The organism is Thalassoroseus sp., from assembly GCF_984380535.1.
The window spans coordinates 69204-93159 of sequence record NZ_CFHRBF010000010.1 but is presented as its reverse complement, the minus strand read 5'-3'; the positions used below and the strand labels follow the sequence as shown (position 1 = coordinate 93159).

Below are 23956 nucleotides of genomic sequence, written 5' to 3'. Positions count from 1 at the left end.
CACCGCGACCTTCGGAGTACAACCATGACATTATCCCAACAGCGAACCCGCATGTGGCAAGCCGGCCTGTTTGCCACCGTCGTGTTGGTCTGTGGTTTGTGGACGTCGGCCTGGTCGCAAGACGACAACGCTGCCGACGCGGCGGCGGAGAAAGCCGCAGCAGATGCGTCAGCCCTGGAAGAACAACGCTCCGTTGCCGCTCGTTATCGCCAGTTCGACAAGACACTCGTCAAGATGTCGGAATACCTGCGTCGCACCGATCCCGATCGGGCGGAACTGCTGATTCGCGCGATCAAGATGAGTCGTGAACAACGCATCTCGGACCAAATGGGTTCGATTGTCGATCTGCTCGAAGGCGAGCAGTTCGGCCCAGCCATCGAACGACAGGATTCCGTGCTGAGTGAAATGCAGGCGTTGTTAAAGCTGCTCACCAGCGAAAATCGCAGCGAAGAAATCAAAGCTGAGCAAGAACGCATCAAGGATTTGCTCAAAGATTTGAAGGTCATCGCGGACAAAGAATTTCACATTCGCAGCCAAACTGAACGTGGCGAAGACGCGGAACGGTTGGCCGAGGCCCAAGGCAAGATCGCGAAACAAACGCAAGAGTTGATCGACAAAATCGATCAACAAGACGCCGAGAAGAATGCCGAACAGAACGGCAATCAAGGCGAGAACAAACCGGGCGAGGGGAAACCAGGTGAAGGGAAACCCGGCGACAAAAAGCCTGGTGAAAATGATCCAGACAAAAAGCCTGGCGAACAAAAACCGGGAGACCAGAAACCCGGTGAGCAAAAACCAGGCGAAGGTAAACCGGGGGAACAAAAACCCGGAGAACAAAAACCCGGCGAACAGAAACCGGGTGAGCAGAAGCCAGGGGAACAGAAACCCGGTGAGGGAAAACCAGGCGAGGGCAAGCCAGGGCAGGGTAAACCGAAACCCGGTCAACAAGGCAAACCCGGCGAACAAAAACCTGGGGAACAGAAGCCAGGTGAAAACTCCGACAATGAGTCCCAACCGGGCGAAGACCAACCGCAAGACAACCGAACTCCCGGTCGTGAAGAAATCGAGCAAGCACGGGACGCGATGGAACGTGCGATCGAAGAACTCAAAAAGAAGAATCGGGACGGTGCATCGAAGGAGCAAGACGAAGCCCTCAAAAAGCTGATCGAAGCCAAAGAGAAGCTCGAGGAAATTCTTCGCCAACTGCGAGAAGAAGAACGCGAGATGCTTTTGGCGGCATTGGAAGCCCGTTTCTTACGGATGCTCGCGATGCAAAAGTTGGTCTACCAGGGCACCGTGGGGTTGGGCTCCGTCACCGAATGGGACGAAAATCGTCATGGGGCGGAAGCAACCCGTCTAGGCAGCGACGAAAACGATATCGCACTCGAAGCGGCGAAAGCGTTGGAATTGCTCAAACAGGAAGGCTCATCGGTCGCCTTTCCTGAAGCCGTCGAACAACTCCGCGAGGACATGTTGAACGTGACTCGCCGACTCAACGAGTCCAAGGTTGGCGAACTCACCCAAGCCATCGAGAAAGACATCATCGAGGCACTCGGCGAGGTGCTTGAAGCGCTCAAGAAAGAGATGGAAAAACTCAAAGAACAGAAGAAACAGCAACAAAAGCAGCAAGGACAACCATCTGATCCGCCATTGGTCGATCAGTTGGCGGAATTGAAGATGCTGCGTTCGCTGCAACTTCGGATCAACCGGATGACACGTCGGCTCAGTCGTATGGTCGCGGCTCCGGACGGCGAGTTGGCGGATGATCCCGATATCGTCGACCAACTTCAACAACTATCCCGACGACAACGCCGGATTCAGGAAGCGACCTACAATCTCGCGACCGGCCGCAACAAGTAAACCCGCTGATGACTCGTGTCGGTCTGGTCAGATCGACACGTCGCTCGATAGAATGTCGTGCGTGAATTTGGAAACGGACTTCCTGACCAGGAACGAGCAACATGACTTCACTCATTTACGCGGCCGTATTATCGCTTGGCTTGGCGGCTTCGCCCGTTGAAATCACCCTTCTGAGTGGCGAGTCTTTCGAAGGCGAAATGCAATCGCTCGATGCGACGAACATCGTGCTCGATGTAGCCGGCCAGGAAAAAGTCATCCCGTTGAAAGGCGTAATGACGGTCCGCCCGAAAACCGAGGTGCCCGACTCCATCTCCATGCCAGAGGAACTTGCGATTCGCTTGACCGACGGCAGCTCCTTTTCCGCCTCGAACTATGAAACCTCGGGAAAACAGGCCACCGTCGAATCTTCCGAACTTGGGAAATTAGAGCTCAATTTGCCGTCAGTCAGTACCGTGCGTTTCGGAGCGTTGGATTCGAAAGTCGGTGCGGCTTGGCAGGAGTTGCAAAGCCGGGGACCGGATCGTGATCTGCTGATCATCCGCAAAGGCGACAAACTCGACTTCGTCCAAGGTGTCGTCAGCGAAGTGACCGATGCTCAAGTGAAATTCCTGCTGGGTAGTCGTTCGGTGCCGTTGCCTCGGGAACGCGTGTTCGGAATCGTCTACGCCAATCGCGAGGTGCCGGAAACCGCTGCCTTTTGCGATGTCATTCTGACGGGTGACGCCAGGTTCCAGGTGCAATCACTGGTTTCGCAGGACGGCCAACTGACGGGCAAACTGCTCGGCGGATCGGATTTTTCGATTCCGTGGGAGTCCGTCAAAACACTCGATTTTAGTCTCGGAAAGATTCGTTACCTCGCAGATATGGAGCCCCGAAAAGTCGAGTACACGCCTTACTTCGATCGAATGTTCGAAATTCGTCGCAATCGGAACTTCGACGGCAACCCGCTGAAGCTCGGTGGCAAAGTTTATGAACGCGGGTTATGGATTCATTCAGAAACCCGACTGACCTATCGTCTTGGCGGTGACTATACCCAATTCAAAGCGGTGATGGGAATCGACGAGGAAGTCGCGCGGCGGGGGATCGGAAATGTCGAGGTGATCATCAGTGGAGACGGAAAAGAGTTGTTAAACCAGATTGTCACTGGTCTCGACGAACCGGTTGCTGTCGAACTCGATGTCACCAACGTAGTGAATTTCGAGATTTTCGTTGGCTTCAACGATAAAGCCGGCAACTATGACATGGGTGACTGGCTCGATTTGGCAGAGGCTCGTGTCATCAAGTAACAACCACTCGCCATGCCTGCGACGGAAATGGAGCAGGGGAGGATTGCAATTGTGAAGCGACTCGGTTCGTTTATCTTTCTCATGTCGGCCAGCATTCTTGGATGCTTTCCGCTGAATTCCTACGCAGTCGATCAGTCGGTACTCGACGCCCAACAACGCCGGATCGACGTCATCGAACGCGTTTCCAAAACGGTTGTCGCAATCTTCGGTGCGAGTGGTGGCGGCGGGGGATCGGGTGTGCTGATTTCCCCCGATGGTTACGCACTCACGAACTTCCACGTCACCAGTGGTGCTGGCGATTTCATGAAGTGTGGCCTGAACGACGGCCGACTATACGATGCGGTGATCGTCGGCATTGATCCGACCGGTGACGTTGCTCTCATCAAACTCCTCGGTCGAGACGACTTTCCTGCGGCCACGCTCGGCGACAGCGACACCGTTCAGGTGGGTGATTGGGCTTACGCAATGGGCAACCCGTTTCTGCTCGCCACCGACTTCCGACCGACCATTACCTACGGGATCGTCAGTGGAGTGCATCGCTATCAGGAACCAGCAAGTAACAACTTTCTTGAGTACACCGACTGCATCCAAGTCGATTCGTCGATCAACCCCGGGAACTCCGGTGGTCCGTTGTTTAGCGACGACGGTCAAGTGATCGGAATCAACGGTCGCGGTTCGTTCGAAAAACGCGGGCGGGTGAATTCGGGCGCGGGTTACGCAATTTCGATCAACCAGATCAAGCATTTCTTGGAACACCTCAAGAGCGGCCGAATCGTCGACCACGCGACACTAGGAGCCACGGTCACAACGCGAACAGACGGCTCGGTGATGGTGGCTGACATCTTAGAAGACTCGGAAGCCTACAAGCTCGGTCTCCGGTCTGGTGACGAGTTGATTTCCTTTGCGGGTCGTCCGATCCGAAGTGTGAATCAGTTCAAGAACGTTCTGGGGATTTACCCGAAGGGTTGGAAACTCCCCCTAACATTCCGACAAGACGAAAAGCGTCGGACGATCCATCCTCGGTTGCGAGCGTTGCACCGGGCTTCGGAGATGGTCTTTGATAAAAAGCCCGTCGAACCGCCGCAACAACCAGATGGCCCAAAACCGGACGGACCGAAAGAAGATCCGAAAAACCCGGAAAAACCAGAAATGCCTCAGATCCCTGGGCATGAGAAACCTAAGCCGCCCGCAGAGTATGCCCACATGTTGGTCAAGAAAACCGGGTTTGCGAACTATTACTTCAACGAGCAAGAACAAGAACGGCTGCTGAAGTCACTGAGAGCCACCGGTGACTTTTCCAGCCTTGCTGGCCCATGGACAATGTCTGGTAAGACCGGTGACGGCCAGGAATTCAAGGTGGTGGTTGAAGACCAATCGGTGGAATTGCAGCAAGGTGGTGAAAAGTTTGTGCAGAAACTAGGGTTGGATGCTTCACCGTCCGATCAGCCCCCCGGAAGTGGTGGCTTGCTGACAGGGTTGGCGGCATACCGACTGTTGCTCACCGGCGGAAAAAAACCGTTCAGCGACACCTATTACCTAGGAGCCGAGCCACTCGACGGTAACGGCCCTCGCGTGGATGTGCTGGTTTCTAAATGGATCACGACAGACATTCGCTGGTACTTTGATCAACAGGATGGCCGTCTATTGGGCTTCGACACGTTTCTGTCCGAAGATTCGCTTCCGTGTGAAGTGCGAATTCCGGAACTCCGTGATGTCGACGGAAGGCAGTTTCCGACGGGTTTCGAAGTCCGTCATGGGGGTGAAGTGGTGACGACCTACGAGGTCTCGAATGTCGATCTAGCGACGACCGGGAGTGAGAAATGAAGCGATTGAGAATTGCACTCCTACTCATGTTGTGCTGCTTCGGTCGGGAAGCAGACGTCGCTGCAATGTCGACGCGGGAAACGATCGAGTATACATTACCTCGCGTCGTGAAATTGTTCGGCGCGGGCGGTTTGCGTGGGTTGGCCGGTTACGGGACGGGGTTTCTCGTATCGAAAGATGGTCATATCGCGACGGCGTGGAGCCACATCTTGGATGCGGACCGCGTGACTGTCGTACTGAACGATGGTCGGCGATACGAAGCCAAACTCGTGGGGGCCGAGCCTCAACTCGATATTGCCGTGATCAAAATCGAAGATCTCACTGGCGAGCTGCCGTTCTTCGAGATTTCATCCGCCAAGTCCGTCGCGGTCGGGCAGCGGGTGTTGGCGTTCAGCAATATGTTCAACGTAGCCGCGGGCGACGAACCGGTCTCGGTCCTGCATGGTGTGGTATCTGCGAAAACGGATCTTGCGGCCCGTCGCGGAGCCTTCCAAATCCCGTATGACGGCCCCGTGTATATCATGGATGCCATCACGAACAATCCGGGAGCGGCTGGCGGGATCGTGATGACACGGACCGGAGAATTGGTCGGCGTGATCGGCAAGGAAGTTCGGAACTCTCTGAGCAATACGTGGGTCAACTATGCCGTCCCCATTCCCGAACTGACAAAGACGATCGAGGCAATCATCGCCGGCACCTATGTCGAAGATGAGAAACCCGATGAAGATGCCCCCGAACGTTACCGACCACTCGATTTTGGGTTGGTGATGATCCCGGACGTTGTGTTCCGTACCCCCGCGTATATCGAGAATGTTCTGCCTGGCACTGCTGCGGCGGACCAGGGGTTGCAGGCTGATGACTTGGTGTTGTTCGTTAACAACGAGCTTGTACAGTCGGCTCGTGAGTTGAAGCGGGCCTTGGGCGCACTGGAATCCGGTGACCGGTTCGAAATGATTGTCCGCCGAAAAAATCGGTTGATCACCATCCAACTCACTGCACCGAAGAAAACAGATCAATGATTCCACTGCTGGCAGCGAGACAGATTATGGCATCGCTTGGAAATCGTGTTTGCATCCTTGCGTCTTTGGTCGTACTGGGATGTTCGGCCAGTTTTGCCGACGACGTGGAAGAAGCGGAAGAGAAGGCGTTTCGGGAGGCAGCTGCCCTTGCGGAACCGTCGATCGTGCGAATCCAAACGGTGGGCGGTCTTGACCGGGTCGGTCAAATACTGGCTGCAGAGGGTCCCACGACTGGTGTCGTTGTATCCGCGGACGGTTATATCATTACGAGTTCGTTCAACTTCGTGAATCAGCCGACGTCAATCGTCGTGCGACACCCGGACGGACGACCATTGCCGGCCACGGTTGTCGCAACTGATCATTCCAAGATGCTCACGTTGCTCAAAGTAGAAGCTGATGATCTTACCCCTGCGGTCGCCGCACCTGCAGAGGAAGTGCGAGTCGGTCAATGGGCGCTTGCCATGGGACGGACATTCGACGAGCAATTGCCAAGCGTCTCGGTCGGAATCGTTAGTGCACTCGATCGAATCTGGGGCAAGGCGATCCAAACGGATGCCAAAACATCGCCCGTAAACTACGGTGGGCCGTTGGTTGATATCCAGGGGCGAACACTCGGCATCATCGTGCCACTTTCCCCGCAAGGGACCGACGAGGCGGCGGGAGTCGAGTGGTATGACGGCGGCATCGGCTTTGCGATCGCGCTTGCGGATATCCAACGCGTCTTGGACCGAATGAAGAAAGGTGAAGACCTGCATCGCGGACTGCTTGGCGTCAGTTTCCCAGGAGCCTCTGGTCTTCTGGGCGTCGATCCGACAATTGACCGCGTTCGCGTGAACTCGCCGGCCGACAAAGCCGGGATCGAAGCGGGCGACGTCCTGACGAAAGTCGGCGATGTTCCGGTGACAACGCAGTCAGAGATCAAACACGCGATGGGCAAGTATTACGCGGGAGATCGATTGGCGATCGTCGTCAAACGTGGCGAGAAGGAGATTTCCGCCGAAGTGGATCTTGTGGCGGAACTCACGCCTTACGAATCGGGATTCTTAGGAATTCTCCCGACCCGCGAGCCAACAGACGAAGAAGGAGTGGGTATTCGCCATGTCTTTGTAGACAGTCCGGCGGCGAAGTTGGGCCTCAAGAATCGTGATCGAATCGTGGAATTCCAAGGTACGCCAACTCCCAATGCTGCGACACTGCTGGATCTTGTCAGCCGCGTTCAACCGGGTGAGGAAGTCAGCGTTACTTGGTCTCGTGAAGGTCAACAAGAGACTCAGAAAGTCGAATTGTCGGCCATTCCCAGCGAACTTCCGACCGAATTACGAAGCGTGCCGATAGTCCCAGCGGATGATGCGGTCGAACGCCCGGAAGTCGGCCACTTTTCGGGAACGATTCCCGATGGAGAAATGACCTATTGGGCGTATGTGCCCGAAACCTACAATCCCGCGGCAACTTATGGATTGATGGTCTGGATTCACCCGCACGGTGACACGATGGAGGCAGCGGTCCTCAACAAATGGAAAACCATTTGTCAGCAACGAGGCGTGATCATTTTGGCACCGCGGGCGGAAAGTATTTCGCGTTGGACGCTTCCGGAAACAGCGGTCGTGAAGCAGCTTGTCGAGAAGTTCATCGAAGACTACTCGATCGATCGGCAACGTGTCTTCGTTCACACAATGGCTGAGGGTGGTCCGTTTGCACTCCAATTGGTCACGAAAGATCGGGATATTTTCGCCGGATTCAGCGGCATCGGCACGCCCTTGCGTGGAAAACTTCCAGAAAACGATCCTGAGTTTCGCCAACAGTTCCATTTCGTCGTCGGCGCGAACGCCCCGTTGAAGCCTCGCGTCAACGCTTCTGTCGAAGCGCTGCGAAAACTGAAATTCCCCGCCACTCTTCATGAAGTGGAAGGACTCGAAAACGGGACCTACCCGGAGAAGACCACCGCGGAAACACTCGCGGTCTGGGCTGATCTCTTGGATCGGATTTAAACGCCCCGGCCGAAGTTGACCAACAAGACACGCAACGCATTTGTCGCTACACTATGTCCGGCGGCAAATGCGTTTTCGCGTTTATCCGGTCTGGAATGTCGCTCGTTTCTGGACAACTTTTGCAAAAACTCAATGCGTTGGTCAACATGATTCAGTCAGCCGTTACCGTCAGCCTTGTCGAAGAAGCCCGTGGTGGGCCGTTTGTCTTGTGGGATGATCTGTCAGCCGCTTGCGAGTTGGCCGCAAAGCTGGGCTACGACGCCATCGAATTATTCGCCCCCTCTCCGAATGCGGTAGACTCCGGCGAATTGAAAACCTTGCTCGAAACTCATCAGCTGAAACTGGCAGCGGTCGGAACCGGTGCAGGAATGGTGATCGACGGCTTGAGCCTGATTGACACCGATCGTGCTCGCCGAGAAATTGCCATTGAATTCGTGCGTTCGATGATCGAATTCGGTTCCGAGTTCGGTGCTCCCGCGATTATTGGCTCGATGCAAGGCAAATGGGGAAACCGCCTCAGTAAAGATTCAGCGTTGGACCTATTGCGTGATGCGTTAGATCGTCTGGGTGCCGACGCGCAACAGCATGGCACACGCTTAATCTACGAACCCCTCAACCGCTATGAAACGAATCTGATCAACACGGTTGCGGATGGCGTCGCGTTTTTGAAGACGCTGAAATCCGATAATGTGAAACTGCTGGCGGACCTGTTCCATATGAACATCGAGGAAGCCAACATTGCCGATGCTCTGCGTGCCGGCGGAAGTTACATTGGGCACGTTCATTTCGTCGATTCCAATCGTCGTCCGACCGGAAACGGTCACATGAATTTCGAACCCATCGCGGCGGCTTTGAAGGAAATCGGTTACCAGGGATATGCGTCCGCCGAGGCATTTCCGTGGCCAGACCCGAATTCCGCAGCCGAACAGACAATGACCGAATTCAAAAAATGGTTCCGGGACTAATCGATCGTTATGCTAAAACATGAACTGATTCATCCGGAGATCAATGCTGTCCTCGCGAGAGCGGGACATCATTCGAAGATTCTGATTGCCGACGGCAATTACCCGGCGTCTACCAAGCGTGGCCCGAATGCGACGTTGGTCAGTCTCAATTTATCACCGGGAGTTGTCACGGTGTCTCAGACATTGAGAGCGTTGCTTTCGGCAGTGCCGCTCGATGCCGTGAACACGATGGGAATCCCGCCGGACGATCCTTACGCTCATGCCGGTGAACCGCCGGTGTGGGCGGAGTACCGGAATGTCCTTAAGGATGCCGGCTCGTCGTTGTCACTCGAACCCATCGAAAAATGGAGTTTCTACGAAGCCGTTGAGTCTCCTGATCACGTATTGACAATTCAAACAGCAGATCAGTCGCTTTGGGCGAATGTTTTGCTAACCATGGGCTGCCGAGAAGCAACTTGAGGTGTCTACATTGGACAAACTTGCCAACGAATCGGGCAATGAAGCGCGAGAAACTGGCACAGAAGTCACGCAAAAGCAAATTTGCGTTGTCGATTTGGCGTTCGTCTTCGATGGCGCAGTATTTGCAGTTGGTCAGTGGTGACCAACAAACTTACTAGACTAGTTGATTTTGATCGTAGCGGGTTCTGTCCCGTGTCGTTCGAGAAACGATTCTCTCGACCGTCGCAGGATGGAAATTCGCGGTACGTTCTATCGTCTTAGCCGCGTCCTTGCGGCTTTCTCCATTCTGTATCGTGTGTTATGTTCGATGCATACTGTTGCGACGGTTTCTTTGACGAAGTGTTCTCGACAGAAGGGGCGCCCCGTCTGCCTGTTTTGGTCGAGCACCTCAAGGGTCTGAGCCGTGAAGAACTGAGGCTCAGGCAGCGTCGCGCCGAAGCCCTGCTGCTAAACCTTGGAATTACATTCGCCGTCTATGGCGACGACCGGGGCACGGAGAAAGTCTGGCCGGTCGATCTCATTCCGCGAATTATGGATGGCACGGAATGGAGTTCGATCGAAAGAGGTTTGGAACAACGTATCCAAGCGTTGAATCTATTCGTCGGCGATATCTACAACGATAAGAAGATTATCAAAGACGGCGTGCTACCGGAGGAGATCGTTGCCACGGCGAAGACTTACCGCAAAGAATGCGAAGGTTTCACGCCCCCGAAAAATGTTTGGGTCCATGTGACCGGCACCGACCTTGTCCGTGATAAGGATGGGCAGGTTTATGTGCTTGAGGACAATCTCCGCTGTCCGTCTGGCGTCTCGTATGTGTTGGAAAACCGCGAGCTGATGAAACGGACGATGCCCGAAGTCTTCCGGGGAGCATTTGTGGCACCGGTGGAAGATTATCCGGAACGGTTGCTTTCCACTCTGCAAGATACGGCACCCGACGGCGTTGACGAACCGACGGCTGTCGTGCTGACTCCCGGTATTTACAACTCCGCCTACTTCGAACATTCCTTTCTTGCCCAGCAGATGGGCGTGGAGTTGGTTGAAGGACGCGATCTTGTGGTCGAAGACGGCTACGTCTTTATGCGAACTACCCACGGTCTTAAACGTGTGGACGTGATTTATCGACGGATCGATGACGATTTTCTCGATCCCAAGTGTTTCCGAGCCGATTCTGCATTGGGTGTGCCCGGGCTGATGGAAGTCTGTCGCGCGGGGCGTGTGACCTTGGCAAACGCACCGGGAACCGGAGTTGCCGACGATAAAGCGATCTACGCTTATGTGCCGGAAATCATCAAATACTACCTCGGTGAAGACGCCATTCTGAACAATGTGCCGACATATCTCTGCTCCGATCGGCAGCAGCGGCAATATGTGCTGGACCATCTTGAAGAGTTGGTCGTCAAACCGACGAACGAATCCGGCGGTTATGGGATTATGCTGGGGCCGCAAGCATCGAAAAGCGAGCAAGAAACCTGTGCCGACGCAATCCTAGAGAATCCACGCAACTTCATCGCTCAGCCGATGCTGACGTTATCGACCGTGCCGACACTCATCGGTGACCAACTCGAACCACGCCATGTCGACTTGCGACCGTTCATTCTCACCGGCAAAGACACGTATGTGCTTCCAGGCGGATTGACCCGGGTCGCGTTGCGAAAAGGTTCCATGATCGTGAACTCCTCGCAAGGTGGCGGGAGTAAAGACACCTGGGTGATCGGTTCAGCGACTGCAACATCTGCATGGCAAGAAACGGATGACGTGGATAATTCGGATCCGGACCTGCCAAGTCCTTCACAGTCGCAAACGATGGGCGGTATGAGCCAATCACAGAACTAGACGGTCGGTTTGAAACAGAGACATCATCGGTTGTTGGATATTTGATCGGAAGCGTTAACGCATGTTGTGTCGTACTGCCGGAAACATCTATTGGTTGAGTCGCTACATTGAACGTGCCGAGAACGTCGCACGGTTTGTCGATGTCAACCAGACGCTCACGTTGGGATCACAAGGCGAGTTGACTCCCCAATGGGCTCCGCTCGTCTATACAACCGGTGACGATGCCAAGTTCGCCGAGTTGTATTTCGAAGGAAAAAGCCAAGAAGAAGTCGGACAGAGTACCGAGTACTTCACCGAAGAGAACGTCCTGAAGTTTCTCACAATCGACAGACGGAATCCAAATTCGATTTTGTCGTGTCTCACGTTGGCACGGGAAAACGCCCGTGGAGTTCGCGACAATTTGCCGGCCTTGATGTGGGAAGAGATCAACAAATTCTACCTCATGGTTCGAGAAGCAGCGGATCGGCCCCATATGCTTCGGCAACCGTACGATTTTCTCGATGAAGTCAAACGACGCAGCCATTTGATTGGCGGTGTTGGACGTTCCACGATGTCACGCAACGAGGGATGGCATTTCTACAGCATCGGCCGCATGCTCGAACGAGCCGATAAAACCTCGCGGATGTTGGACGTTAAGTATTACATCTTACTCCCCGATCCGAGTGACGTCGGCACGCCACTCGATGTGGTGCAATGGTCGGCATTGCTGGAGTCGACGAGTGCGTTGCAGATGTACCGCAAGCGGTACGGTCGCATTCGCCCTCGGAAGGTCGCTCGGTTTCTGATTTTGGACCGAGAGTTTCCGCGGTCCATGGGCTATTGCCTGATCCGAGCCGAACAATCGATTCACTCGATCACTGGTTCGCCGCAAGGAGTGTACTGCAATTCCGCGGAGCAACTTCTCGGGCGACTTACGGCCGAACTCAGTTACACGAGTGTCGATGATGTGATCGAAAACGGAATGCATCAATTCATCGATGACTTCCAAACGCGACTCAATCAAATTGGCGAAGCAGTGGAGAAGAGCTTCTTCAATGTCGAACCCTAACGAAGCTGATATTCGCGGTTGATCACCATAGTTTCCAGTTCCCTCTGAACGTACGAATTTTTTCGGCCATGCCCATCCACGTTTCGCTCAATCACCGAACCGTCTATCAGTACGACCGGTTGGTTGGATTGTCGCCCCAAGTGATCCGTTTGCGACCTGCTCCCCATTGTCGCACGCCGATCTTGAATTACTCGCTCAAGATCGAACCAAGTGATCATTTCATCAATTGGCAACAGGATCCATTCGGAAACTACCAAGCCCGCCTAGTGTTTCCAAAGAAGACGCGGGAGTTTTCCGTCGAGGTCGACCTGAAAGCCGAAATGGTCGTCATCAACCCTTTCGATTTTTTCGTCGAAGACTACGCCGAGAATTTCCCGTTTCAGTATGAAGAACATCTTCGCGAGGATCTCCGTCCCTTTCTGCGAACCGAGGAAGCCGGCCCGAGATTGCAAGAGTTCTTGACGACGGTAGATCGGTCGAAGCGTCGAACTGCGACTTTCTTGGTCGACCTGAATCAGCAACTTAAAGATCTTATTAGCTATACGATTCGCATGGAACCTGGCGTGCAAACGCCAGAGGAAACACTCACCCTCAAATCCGGTTCCTGTCGCGACACGAGTTGGCTGTTGGTACAGGCGTTGCGGCATTGTGGATTGGCAGCGCGGTTTGTATCGGGCTATTTGATTCAACTCACAGCCGACGAAAAACCGTTGGAAGGACCGGCCGGACCGCCTGCAGACTTCACCGATTTACATGCATGGGCCGAAGTTTTTCTTCCGGGTGCCGGTTGGGTGGGGTTGGACCCGACCTCCGGGTTGTTCACTGGGGAAGGGCACATACCGCTGGCTTGCACACCGGCTCCGAGTTCCGCGGCACCAATTGAAGGTGGAGTCGAACCGTGCGAAACCGAGTTCCACTTTTCGATGGACGTGCAACGGGTTCATGAAGATCCCCGTGTGACGAAACCGTACTCGGACGATGAATGGGCAGAGATTCTGCGGGTTGGCGATGCGGTCGATGAACGACTCAAAGCCGGTGATGTCCGCCTGACAATGGGTGGCGAACCCACATTCGTCTCGATCGACGACATGGAAGCCGATGAATGGAATATCGCCGCGGTCGGTCCGATGAAACGTCAATTGGCCGAAGATTTGATTCGTCGCCTGCGAAGACGTTTCGCGCCCGGCGGAATGCTGCACTACGGTCAAGGGAAGTGGTACCCTGGGGAATCGCTGCCTCGTTGGGCGTTGTCATGCTTCTGGCGAACCGACGGCGAACCGCTTTGGAAGAACGTAAAGTTACTGGCAGACGATGCCGCGCCCAAATCGACGACATCTGCAGATGCGGAAACATTCACTGAGACTCTGGCAGAAAACTTAGGCGTCGATCCCTGTTGGGTGATCTCGGCCTATGAAGACATTTGGGAAACGATTCGTCAAGAGCAACGCGTACCGGTCAATGTCGATCCGTTGAAATCCAATGTCGATGATCCCGAGGAACGACGACGGCTCGCACGTGTTCTGAATAACGAAGTCGGTAAGCCGACCGGATTCGTGTTGCCGTTGCGTCGGCAATGGTGGCAAGCAAAAGCGATTGGCCGTTGGGTGAGCGGTCCGTGGCCGCTACGTTCCAATCGCATGTTTCTGATTCCGGGAGATTCGCCTGTCGGATTGCGGTTACCGTTGGACACGCTCCCGGTTGTGCCCAGCACGGCACCGCCAACGTTTTTCGAGCAAGACCCGTTTGAAGATCGTGAACCGCTGCCGCGACACGAAGATATGTTCCACTCTCGACCGCCGTCCGCGGAAGAGAGAACCGGCGTGGACGGTCCGCGTGTTCAACAACGTTACGGCGAACGAACATTGACCGAGGAGCAGCGAGCCGAACGTCGACAGAAACTGCAACCGAATGCGGTGCCAGAGGGCACAATCCGTACGGCGTTGTGTGTCGAACCGCGTGACGGGCGGCTTCATGTATTTATGCCGCCGACGGAACGGCTGGAAGATTACTTGGAACTTCTGGCTTCTATCGAAGGCACGGCGGAGTCGATGAATCTTCCGTTGGTCATCGAAGGATATTTACCGCCAGAAGATCCCCGCATCAAAGTCATTAAAGTCACACCTGACCCGGGCGTCATCGAAGTCAACGTCCAGCCAGCGCACGACTGGAATGAACTCGTCGAGATTACGACGAACGTCTACGAAGACGCCCGCCAATCTCGACTCGGTACCGAAAAATTTCAACTCGACGGTCGGCACACTGGTACGGGCGGTGGAAATCACCTCGTGCTAGGCGGACGAACGCCGAGTGACAGTCCGTTCCTACGTCGTCCCGATTTGCTGAAAAGTCTACTCGGGTTTTGGAACAATCACCCGGCATTGTCTTATCTGTTTTCCGGCATGTTCATCGGACCAACGAGTCAGGCACCGCGGGTCGATGAAGGTCGTCGCGATTCGATTTACGAGTTGGAACTGGCGTTTCAACAGATTCCTGATCGCTCGTTCGGAGAATGTCCGCCGTGGTTGGTTGACCGTGTCTTTCGGCATTTGCTGACCGACCTGACGGGTAACACACACCGAGCTGAATTCTGTATCGATAAACTCTACTCCCCCGATTCCAGCACCGGACGTCTGGGTTTGCTGGAGTTCCGTGCATTTGAAATGCCGCCGCATGCCCGGATGAGTCTGGTTCAACAACTCCTCGTGCGGGCGTTAGTAGCGAAATTCTGGGAACAACCTTCCTATGAACCGTTGGTTCGATGGGGCACCGCACTTCATGACCGTTTCATGCTGCCACATTTTTTGAAGGATGATTTCGACGATGTCATTCGGGAACTGCGAAACTCGGGATTCGAAATGCGACCAGATTGGTTTGTCACGCACTTTGAATTCCGTTGTCCGGTCTTAGGGCATGTCGAGTACGAGGGCATTCATCTCGAATTGCGTCAGGCCATCGAGCCGTGGTACGTGTTGGGCGAGGAACCCGGGGGTGGCGGAACCGCCCGGTATGTGGACTCTTCGGTCGAACGGTTGCAGGTCAAAGTCACGGGACTGGTGGAATCGCGACATGCGATACTTTGCAACGGTCGACGCGTCCCACTTCATCCAACCGGCTCACCGGGAGAGGCCGTGGCCGGTGTGCGTTATCGGGCGTGGCAACCGCCGAGTTGTCTGCATCCCACGATTCCAGTACACACTCCACTTCGGTTTGACATTGTCGATCTTCGCACGGGACGCTCGTTAGGGGGGTGTCGTTATCATGTCGATCACCCTGGCGGATTGAATCCGTCCACGTTCCCCGTCAACGCGCTCGAAGCAGAAAGTCGGCGGGGCGCCCGGTTCTTCCGCACCGGACACACACCGGGTATAATCACTGTACCTCCGGTAGAACGTACACCGGATTTCCCGCTGACGCTCGATCTTCGCCGAACGGTCTGACCTCCGGTCTCATTGGTGTGAAACGCTCTCGAAGACATGCCCAGCAAAAATCGCAGAGCAAATGAGACCTCGATGAATTCGCCGGTTCTGACAGAACATTCGGCTGTCGGAGACCTTCTGTCTCGTGAATACCGATCCGTAGCGGGCGTCTATGACGAGTTCATGACGGCTAACGCGGAATTGCGTCTCCACTGGGAGCGGTTGTCGGAATCGCTGCAAGAGAAACCGCTGAAAGAGTTGGACCGCCGACAACTGCTGGCAGATCAACTGGTCTACGAGAACGGCGTGACGTTCAATGTGCGTCCCGACTCAGACGACCGAATTCGGCCGTGGACTTTGAACGTCTTGCCGGTGGTTTTTGCCGAGAGTGATTGGTCCGCCCTGAGCGACGGACTCGAGCAACGTGGTCAACTACTACAGTTGATTTTAGCGGACTTGTACGGGCCGCGCTCACTTCTGCATCGTCGGCTCCTTCCGCCGGAAATCGTGTATGCCAACCGAAATTTTCTACGTCCCGCCGTCGGAATGGCCACCGCCGCACGCCCCTGGACGCTTCCGATGTATTCCGCCGATCTCGCGCGGAGTTCTGGTGGCAATTGGTGGGTCATGGCCGATCGAACGGCTTCCGCAATCGGATGTGGGTATGCCTTGGAAAACCGAACGGTTATCTCGCAGACTTGGCCGCAGCTTATTCAAGACTGTCATGTACAACGGTTGGCCTCATTCTTTCGGCAACTTCAAAGCACACTGCTGCGACTCTCGCCGCGAAATCTCGACAATCCCCACGTCGTTTTTCTAAGCCCCGGCCCGAATGACCCCTATTATTTTGAAGATGCGTTTCTCGCAAGATATCTCGGGTACACGTTGGTCGAAGGCGGCGATTTGGCTGTCCGCGACGATAAGGTGTGGCTGAAGACTCTTGGCGGCCTGATGCCGGTTGATGTGATTTTTCGTCGAGTCTTCGAGCGGCAACTCGATCCATTGGAACTCGACGGGACGTCAACGATCGGCATTCCGGGACTTCTCCAGTGTGTCCGAAAAGGCACCGTCTCGATTGTCAATCCGATCGGCAGCGAATTGGTCGAGTCGCCGGTCTTCATGGCATTTCTACCGCAGTTGTGCCGAGAGTTGCTTGGCGAAGAACTCAAGCTCCCATCAATCGCAACTTGGTGGTGTAATGGCGTGAAAGAACGCCAATACGTGCTCGATCATTTCGATAATCTTGTCATCAAGCCGGCATTCGATCCGAGCGGCGGAGAGGAAATCATTGTCAACCGGCTTTCCGAGACCGAGAAGTCACAACTCCGCGATCGCATCAAGAAAAGCCCGGCCAAGTTCGTCGCTCAGGAGACTATTGTCCGATCGACGGCTCCCACATGGCGGGACGGCCAACTCGCCAAAGGACACATCGCGTTGCGGACTTTCGGTGTGCGGACGGAGGACTCCTTTTCCGTCATGCCTGGCGGGCTTATTCGTGTATCGTCCACACCCGACCCGATCGAACTTTCGATCGCAGCAGGAGATGAAAGCAAAGACGCTTGGGTTTTGTCGGATCATTCCGTGCCCCACGTTTCCCTACTGCCCCAACTCGACACGGAGATCCCGCTTGAACGTATCGGTGCGGCGTTGCCGAGTCGCGTTGCCGACAATCTGTACTGGCTCGGTCGGCACCTCGAACAGGTCGACAGTTCCGCGCGAATCGTTCGATTTCTTGTCGACCGGCTGACAGTGGAAGCCAGTGTGGAAAACGACATCGAAATTTCGGCCTGGGTCCGAGTCTTAGCAACACGTGGACTCATCGAACCCGGATATGCCGTCGAAGAGCTTAGCCACACGTTGCCGGCTCTGCAGAAGGTTTTGCTCAATGCCGTCTACGAGGACGAAGAACGCATGAGCCTCCGACAGACGGTCCGGGGGACGTTACGGTTGGCGTCACTGGTTCGGGATCGTGTTTCTCTCGATACATGGCGAATGGTGAACCGCATGGAACATCATTTTCGTCGTGTCCCGACTGATTCCGATCGTGACTTGGGCGATGTGCTAAGCCATCTCAATCAATTGGTGTTCGACATTGCATCGTGTTACGGTCTGGCGACCGACAGCATGACCCGTGGCCAAGCCTGGCGGTTTCTGGACATCGGGCGGCGGATCGAACGCGGTTTGCAAATGGTGACCCTCCTGCGAGAAACGCTTGCTCACCACACCGAAGAATTCGTTCCCTTGCTGCAATCGGTGTTGGATGTCGCAGACAGTTCCGTGACGTATCGGACACGTTACCTGTCGCGAATCCGTCGCGTGCCGGTGCTCGATTTGCTCATGACGGACGAGACCAACCCGCGTAGTTTGGGCTTTCAGCTGATGATGCTCGAAGAACACGTCGACCACCTTCCGAAAGATCGGAAACAGGCGACGCGAACGGCGGAGCAAAAATCAGTGCTTTCCGCTTTGCATCACATCCGTATGGCCGACGTCCACGAGTTGGGCGAATCGAAGGATGGTCAGGCTCGTTCACTGAACCAACTGCTCTTGCGAGTCGAACATGAGCTGATGACGCTGTCGACACTGCTCACTCGGCGGTACCTGGTGCACTCCGGTCCGCCACGTCATCTGCAGGAATTCGTGGGCCCTGTGTCTTAAGTCGTCAGTCATCTTCGGAAAGCCGTACGGTGCTATATCAAATCACTCATATCACGCGTTATTCGTATCCGCAGTCGGTGTCGGTCTGCCATAACGAAGCGTGCCTGACTCCACGAACCTCGCCGGTACAAACGTGCGAATCGAGTCGGCTGCGTGTTTATCCGCCCCCGGCGACGATGAGCGAGCGTATCGATTTCTTCGGCAATCAAATTCATCATTTTTCATTTCATGATGGTTTCCAAGAATTGACCGTGCGAGCACAAAGTCGAGTGCGTGTCATGCGACCGGCCGCCCAGACGCCGATTCCGTCACCAACTTGGGAAGCGGTGGTGCGTAAAGTTGCGGCGGCGGAGTCCCCGGAAGCTTTGGAGGCTTACCAATTCGTGTTCGAGTCGCCCCGTGTTTCTAAGGCCCACAAGTTTCGGGAATATGGAGCCAAAACGTTCACACCAAATCGTCCGCTATGGGACGGATTGCGGGAATTGACCAGCCGCGTTTTCGAAGAGTTCACCTTCGATACCAAAGCGACCCACGTGAGTACTACAGTCGATGAAGTCTTCGAAAGTCGTCGTGGTGTGTGCCAAGATTTTGCTCACGTCATGCTGGCTATTCTACGTTCGTTAGGACTTCCGGCTCGCTATGTGAGCGGGTATCTGCGTACCGCTCCTCCTCCGGGAGAACAACGGCTTGTGGGTGCGGACGTTTCGCACGCATGGGTCTCCGTGTGGTGTGGCCAGGAATTGGCGTGGGTCGATGCAGACCCGACCAATGATGTGTTTGTCGGAAACGATCACGTCACAATCGCTTACGGTCGCGACTACAGCGATATCACGCCCGTCAAAGGTGTCTACATTGGCGGTGGGCCACATACCTTGAAGGTCTCTGTCGATGTTGAGCCGTTGTGGAACGTCGGGTCCTGACGGTCGGTCCACGATTCTCATGCTTCTAAGCCGCCGGCCATGCATTTTCGTGTCGTAGATCGACACGGTCGATGATCGACCAGCCCGAACGAAACTCGGTCAAACATCCTGTGCCGTACCAAAGCGAGACGCTGAATCATTCGCCGTAAGCCGTTACTGTGAAACCGGTAACGCTAAAAGCACATTCACGCATCAAGGGTTTGGCGCGGGATTCGCTACTGGTGGCCTTGACTACATGCCAACAAGCTGAGTTCGCTGAGTGCCCTATGCACTTTCGAGCCGTTTCCGACCTGAGTCGGCACCAGGAGCCATAGATATGCAAACCGATTTCGCGTACGAATGCCCAGTCTGTCACCACGAAATTACCGTAGCCGATAACGTCATTGGAACCGTGGTCGACTGCCCCAGTTGCGATAGCCCCATTCAAATTGAAGTTCCGGTAGCCCACCAAGTCGACCATGTGCCGACTCCAGAGGCACCGCGAGTCGACTATTCAGAACGCGAAGAAAACGTGCTTCGAGAACTTCACCCGGCGATGTTTCGTCGACACCCGATCCGCTACATATTCTACGCTGCGATCGTTGTCGTCGGGACGCTTGGGATTGTGAATACGACGTTATTCAACGGAGATTTGATTGCGGCTGGTGGCTGGCTAACTTTCACTCACTGGTTCCAATGGGTGATCAGTTTGGCCATCACGTTGGCGGGGTTAGTGTTGTTCCTGAAATGGTGGTTGGAGGTTCGTTATACGACTCTGATCGTAACCAGCAAGCGAACCATCATGCGGAAAGGCATCGTCTCACGAGAAACCTCGGAAGTTCAGCATGACGATGTGAGGAACATCCAAGTCGACCAAAATATGTACGAACGCCTCGCCGGTGTCGGGGACTTGGCAATTTCAAGTTCCGGTCAAGATGATTTGGAAATCATGTGTCGTGGGATCGTTCATCCAGAGGAAGTCGCGGAAGTGATCCGCGATCTGCAGTAGGACGTGCAACGACTGCGACTGTTTGATACCTTCATCAGGAAACCGGAGGCTGGGCTTCTTGTTTCCTGATTTTCATTCAACTGTCTCGTCAGAATGCGATTTTCAACAATGCGAAAGAAGGTCTTGTTTGTCGTCATCGACGCCTTGAGTTCGAACATTGTCGAAGATGCTTGGCGAGACAATCGGTTGCCAAACCTCCGGAGGCTTGCGGAAGTCGGCTGGCATCGGCAGTCGATTTCGATTTTTCCGTCGATCACACCTGCGGCCACGGCAAGCCTCATCACAGGCAAGTATCCGAGCGAACATCAGATATCCGGTGCGTACTGGTACGACCGCGAGGCGGAACAGATCAATTACTTCGGTTCCGATATCGAAGCGATTTGGCAGGAAGGAATGGCGACATACCTCCGAGACTTCCAGTTCCGTCTCAACCACGAGCATCTCAAGTCGCTAACTCTCTATCAGCAAGTCGAACGCAAAGGCCTGACGGCAGCTTGCTTAAATTACATGTGGTTCCACGGCGACGTTGCGCACGAGTTCGCCACGCCATTTCTGTTTAATCTCGTCCCAGGATTGAAACCGGAAGATCGGATTGCGGGACCGACGATTTGTTATCTCGGGGATTTTGTCCAATCACCGATTCCGAACACGGATCGCAAATTGACGGGGCCAAGTGGCCCGCTGCATAAGTTCGGCATGGGCGATGAGACCACCGGGGAATTTCTGCTCCAACTTTGCGAGATTGGTCTACCAGACTTTACGTTGGCCTATTTCCCGGAGAATGATTTCAAGAGTCACACCATCGGTCCTGCGGAGGCCGTGTACACCGTAGAAAGCGTCGACGAATTGGTCGGGCAGGTCTTCGCTCAGTACGGTGACATGGAGAAAATGCTTGAAGAAGTTGCTGTCGTAGTGACCGGCGACCACTCACAGTCCACGCTGTCAACCGATGGAGCGGGAATCGACCTCGATGACGTCCTCAAAGACTTCTCGCTCGTGCGGGCCGGCGGAAGTTGGCAGTCTCATGAAGATCTGATGGTGTGCACGAATCTTCGCGCTGCCCAGATTTACTTTCGTCAACCTCACCATGACGATGACATCCACCTCGCCCAAGTTGTCCGTTCGCTGAAGCAGTGTCCCAAAATCGATCAAATTTTATGGCGAACGTCGCAGAACGATGGATGGGTTTATCATGTTCACAGCCCGCAGTGCGATCCACTTGTTTTCTCACCGGACCCGTCGCTGTTCCAGGAATCCGGACAGGACGAGCGTGGTAGCGAGTGGAGTTGGGAAGGCGACCTCACCGCCGTTGATGGGATGGTCCGTGAGGATGGTCTTCTTGGGTTCCGCGACTATCCCAACGCATTCGAACGAATCGCCGGAGCATTTTTCGAGCAGACCGGCGATGTGTGGGTGACCGCCAGCCCGGGGTGGGAATTCACGGTGCCCGGCGTCAAGCCACATGCCGGTGGTTCCCATGGAACCCTTCACGCCGGTGATTCGACCTCACCGCTGATCGTTGCCGGTGCTCCGGCTGACTTTGAATTTCCAGAATTACCCCGGTCGGTGGATGTCGCTGGGATCTGTCGAAAACTTCTGCAAATCGAATGCGAGTAAACACCGAGTCGCGAATGTTGAGCGACGTTATTCGGCACGTGCGGAATCGAGAATCTGACGGACTTTCTCCATCAAAGCCGGTCCGTCGATCGGCTTGGCAAGATAGTCGTCGCAACCGGCTTCCAGACACTTCTCGCGATCGCCCTTCATGGCACTGGCAGTCAATGCGATAATCGGTTGGCGAAAGCCCTGTGACCGTAACTCGCGGACGGCGTCGTAACCTGAGAGCACAGGCATTTGCATGTCCATCAGGACCGCATCGAAGCCGCGATTCTCACTCATAGCGACTGTAATTTTCTCAATCGCTTCGCGACCGTTCGCCGCTATCACCGATTCGAAACCGGCTTTTTTCAGGAAGTGTTCGACGACACGCCAGACATCCCGTCGATCGTCGGCGACGAGGATTCTGCTCATCGCCTGACTTTCGTTGATCGTTGGTGCTGGCGTTGGTTGTTCCCGAGGTGGAGCGACTTCGGTGGGAATATGATCAATGGTCTCACCTTCTCCCACACACGAGGCAGGCAAGACCAGCGTAAAAGTCGTCCCGACGCCGACTTGGCTCTCGACCGTTAGTTCGCCTCCCAATAGAGTCGCCAGTCGACGACCGATCGCAAGTCCTAACCCAGTGCCCGACACCGAACCTTCCTCGTGTTGCTCAAGCCGAGAGAACGGAACGAAAATCTGCTGCAACTCCGCCTCGGGGATACCTGGCCCGTGGTCGCGGATCGCAAACGCAATTTGACCATCTTCGAGTGTTCGTAGGCGAAGTTCTTTCCGTCCCTCAGCCGCATATTTGAAGGCATTCCCGAGCAAATTCCCGAGAATCTGTTTCAGTCGGAGCGGGTCGGTCTTCAATCGGCCAGGAACCGGGTTCTCGATCACGACCGCAAACGAATCCTGCGAGGTCGTGTTACGAATATCCAACAGACTGCAAAGTTCTTGAACCAGTCGGACCGTCGACACTTCTTCGACTCGAATTGTCAGCATCTGGGCTTCGATCCGCGAGAGATCGAGAATGTCGTTGATGATCTCGAGCAGATGCGTTCCGTTCCGACGGATCGTCGCGGCAATTTCCTGTTGGCGACTCATATCGGTTTGCGATTGCAGCACATCGCAAAACCCAAGAATTGCCGTCAATGGAGAGCGTAACTCATGACTCATATGAGCGAGGAATTGCGATTTGACGTTGTCCGCTTCTTCTGCCTGTGCCTTGGCCCGTTTTAGGTCGGCTTCCACCGCCTTGAATTGACTGACATCACGCATCACAGTGGAGAGGTATTTCACCTGACAGTTCGCGGACCGGTGGGCGATGATCTGCTGCGAGACCGGCAGTTCGGAACCGTTCGGACGCTTCAACGCCGATTCTCCCTGCCAAAGCCCGGTCTTCTTCGCTGTTGGAATTCCGACCTCCAAAAGTTGATCCAATGCCCACTGCGGATAAAAGTCCTCAATCCGCATTCGCGCGACATTCCACTGACGATCGATCCCACACATTTGCTTCGCCGCTTCATTCAAACTGATGATGCGGCCGGAAAGATCAAAGGTCCCGACGAAATCCGAAGTCGCCTCGACGATTGAAGAAAGATGTTGCAATTCCCGTTGGAGTTGACTGCGTTCGATCGCTTGATTGATGGCCCGCTGCAACGACGAACCCGTTTGCTCCGATTGATGGACTACTTCATGAGCGCCGATTCGCAGGTACTCGGCCGCGTGGTTCCGATCGGTCTCATGACTGACGACAACGACAGAGGAACCAGGCTGCAAACGAAGAAGCCGCTCCAAAATGACTTTCGGTTCCGAAACGCGACTGTCCAAAATCATGACGTCGAACTCGAACTCACGTTCGCAAAGCGCTTCGACCGCCTCCCAGGTCCGACAATACTCCAACCGAACCGGAAGCCCCTGCGGTGGCGCCACACTCCGTTGGACAGCTTTGGCGTCTACCTCAGACAGACCATGATACAAAATGTCCCACATATATTGCTGGTCCTGCGGGAGTGCGAAAAGATCGCTTAGTTCGTAATTGGTAAGGACAAAACCGACCGCAATCTGGCGGAATGACTTTTCACGGT

General features: G+C 54.8%; 15 protein-coding genes. 14 read left to right on the top strand and 1 reads right to left on the bottom strand.

Features of this window, described 5'->3' with window-relative positions; genetic code table 11:
- The first annotated feature begins 24 nt into the window (after positions 1-24).
- The 14 genes from AC5DDB_RS15225 to AC5DDB_RS15160 all read left to right on the top strand — a co-directional run bounded on the left by AC5DDB_RS15225 (position 25) and on the right by AC5DDB_RS15160 (position 21884).
- Positions 25-1860 (top strand): hypothetical protein, encoded by a 1836-nt coding sequence (locus AC5DDB_RS15225; protein WP_491740590.1) that lies wholly within the window; start codon positions 25-27, stop codon positions 1858-1860.
- 101 nt (positions 1861-1961) lie between these two features.
- Entirely contained in the window at positions 1962-3146 is a 1185-nt protein-coding gene (locus AC5DDB_RS15220) for an NPCBM/NEW2 domain-containing protein (protein WP_491740589.1), read from the top strand.
- Positions 3147-3158: 12 nt separating this feature from the next.
- A complete protein-coding gene (locus AC5DDB_RS15215; protein WP_491740588.1) occupies positions 3159-4970 on the top strand; it encodes a S1C family serine protease in 1812 nt (603 codons plus the stop codon).
- Positions 4967-5989, top strand: coding sequence for a S1C family serine protease (locus tag AC5DDB_RS15210; protein ID WP_491740587.1), 1023 nt, complete (start codon positions 4967-4969; stop codon positions 5987-5989). The genes AC5DDB_RS15215 and AC5DDB_RS15210 overlap by 4 nt, the downstream gene beginning before the upstream one ends.
- Positions 5986-7977 (top strand): trypsin-like peptidase domain-containing protein, encoded by a 1992-nt coding sequence (locus AC5DDB_RS15205; RefSeq protein WP_491740586.1) that lies wholly within the window; start codon positions 5986-5988, stop codon positions 7975-7977. The genes AC5DDB_RS15210 and AC5DDB_RS15205 overlap by 4 nt, the downstream gene beginning before the upstream one ends.
- Positions 7978-8123: 146 nt before the next feature.
- Complete coding sequence (locus AC5DDB_RS15200; RefSeq protein WP_491740735.1) at positions 8124-8942, top strand: TIM barrel protein; 819 nt, start codon at positions 8124-8126, stop codon at positions 8940-8942.
- 9 nt (positions 8943-8951) lie between these two features.
- Positions 8952-9401, top strand: coding sequence for an RbsD/FucU family protein (locus AC5DDB_RS15195; RefSeq protein WP_491740585.1), 450 nt, complete (start codon positions 8952-8954; stop codon positions 9399-9401).
- Between the two features lie 300 nt (positions 9402-9701).
- The gene (locus AC5DDB_RS15190; RefSeq protein WP_491740584.1) at positions 9702-11237 is read left to right on the top strand and encodes a circularly permuted type 2 ATP-grasp protein; all 1536 of its coding nucleotides are present in this window, start codon (positions 9702-9704) and stop codon (positions 11235-11237) included.
- A gap of 61 nt (positions 11238-11298) precedes the next feature.
- On the top strand, positions 11299-12285 hold the full coding sequence (locus AC5DDB_RS15185; protein ID WP_491740583.1) for an alpha-E domain-containing protein: 987 nt from the start codon (positions 11299-11301) through the stop codon (positions 12283-12285).
- 68 nt (positions 12286-12353) lie between these two features.
- Positions 12354-15722: a transglutaminase family protein gene (locus AC5DDB_RS15180; protein ID WP_491740582.1), complete on the top strand. Its 3369-nt coding sequence runs from the start codon at positions 12354-12356 to the stop codon at positions 15720-15722.
- Positions 15723-15794: 72 nt separating this feature from the next.
- A complete protein-coding gene (locus tag AC5DDB_RS15175; RefSeq protein ID WP_491740581.1) occupies positions 15795-18359 on the top strand; it encodes a circularly permuted type 2 ATP-grasp protein in 2565 nt (854 codons plus the stop codon).
- A gap of 29 nt (positions 18360-18388) precedes the next feature.
- Complete coding sequence (locus AC5DDB_RS15170; RefSeq protein ID WP_491740580.1) at positions 18389-19279, top strand: transglutaminase family protein; 891 nt, start codon at positions 18389-18391, stop codon at positions 19277-19279.
- Between the two features lie 316 nt (positions 19280-19595).
- Positions 19596-20267 (top strand): PH domain-containing protein, encoded by a 672-nt coding sequence (locus tag AC5DDB_RS15165; protein ID WP_491740579.1) that lies wholly within the window; start codon positions 19596-19598, stop codon positions 20265-20267.
- 108 nt (positions 20268-20375) lie between these two features.
- Positions 20376-21884 carry an alkaline phosphatase family protein gene (locus AC5DDB_RS15160; protein ID WP_491740578.1) on the top strand — a complete coding sequence of 503 codons (1509 nt, stop codon included), beginning with the start codon at positions 20376-20378 and terminating at the stop codon, positions 21882-21884.
- A 27-nt stretch (positions 21885-21911) separates the two neighbouring features.
- Here the strand turns inward: AC5DDB_RS15160 and AC5DDB_RS15155 are convergent, their stop codons facing one another.
- Positions 21912-23861, bottom strand: a complete 1950-nt coding sequence (locus AC5DDB_RS15155; RefSeq protein WP_491740577.1) for a PAS domain-containing sensor histidine kinase — start codon at positions 23859-23861, stop codon at positions 21912-21914.
- Positions 23862-23956: the final 95 nt, after the last annotated feature.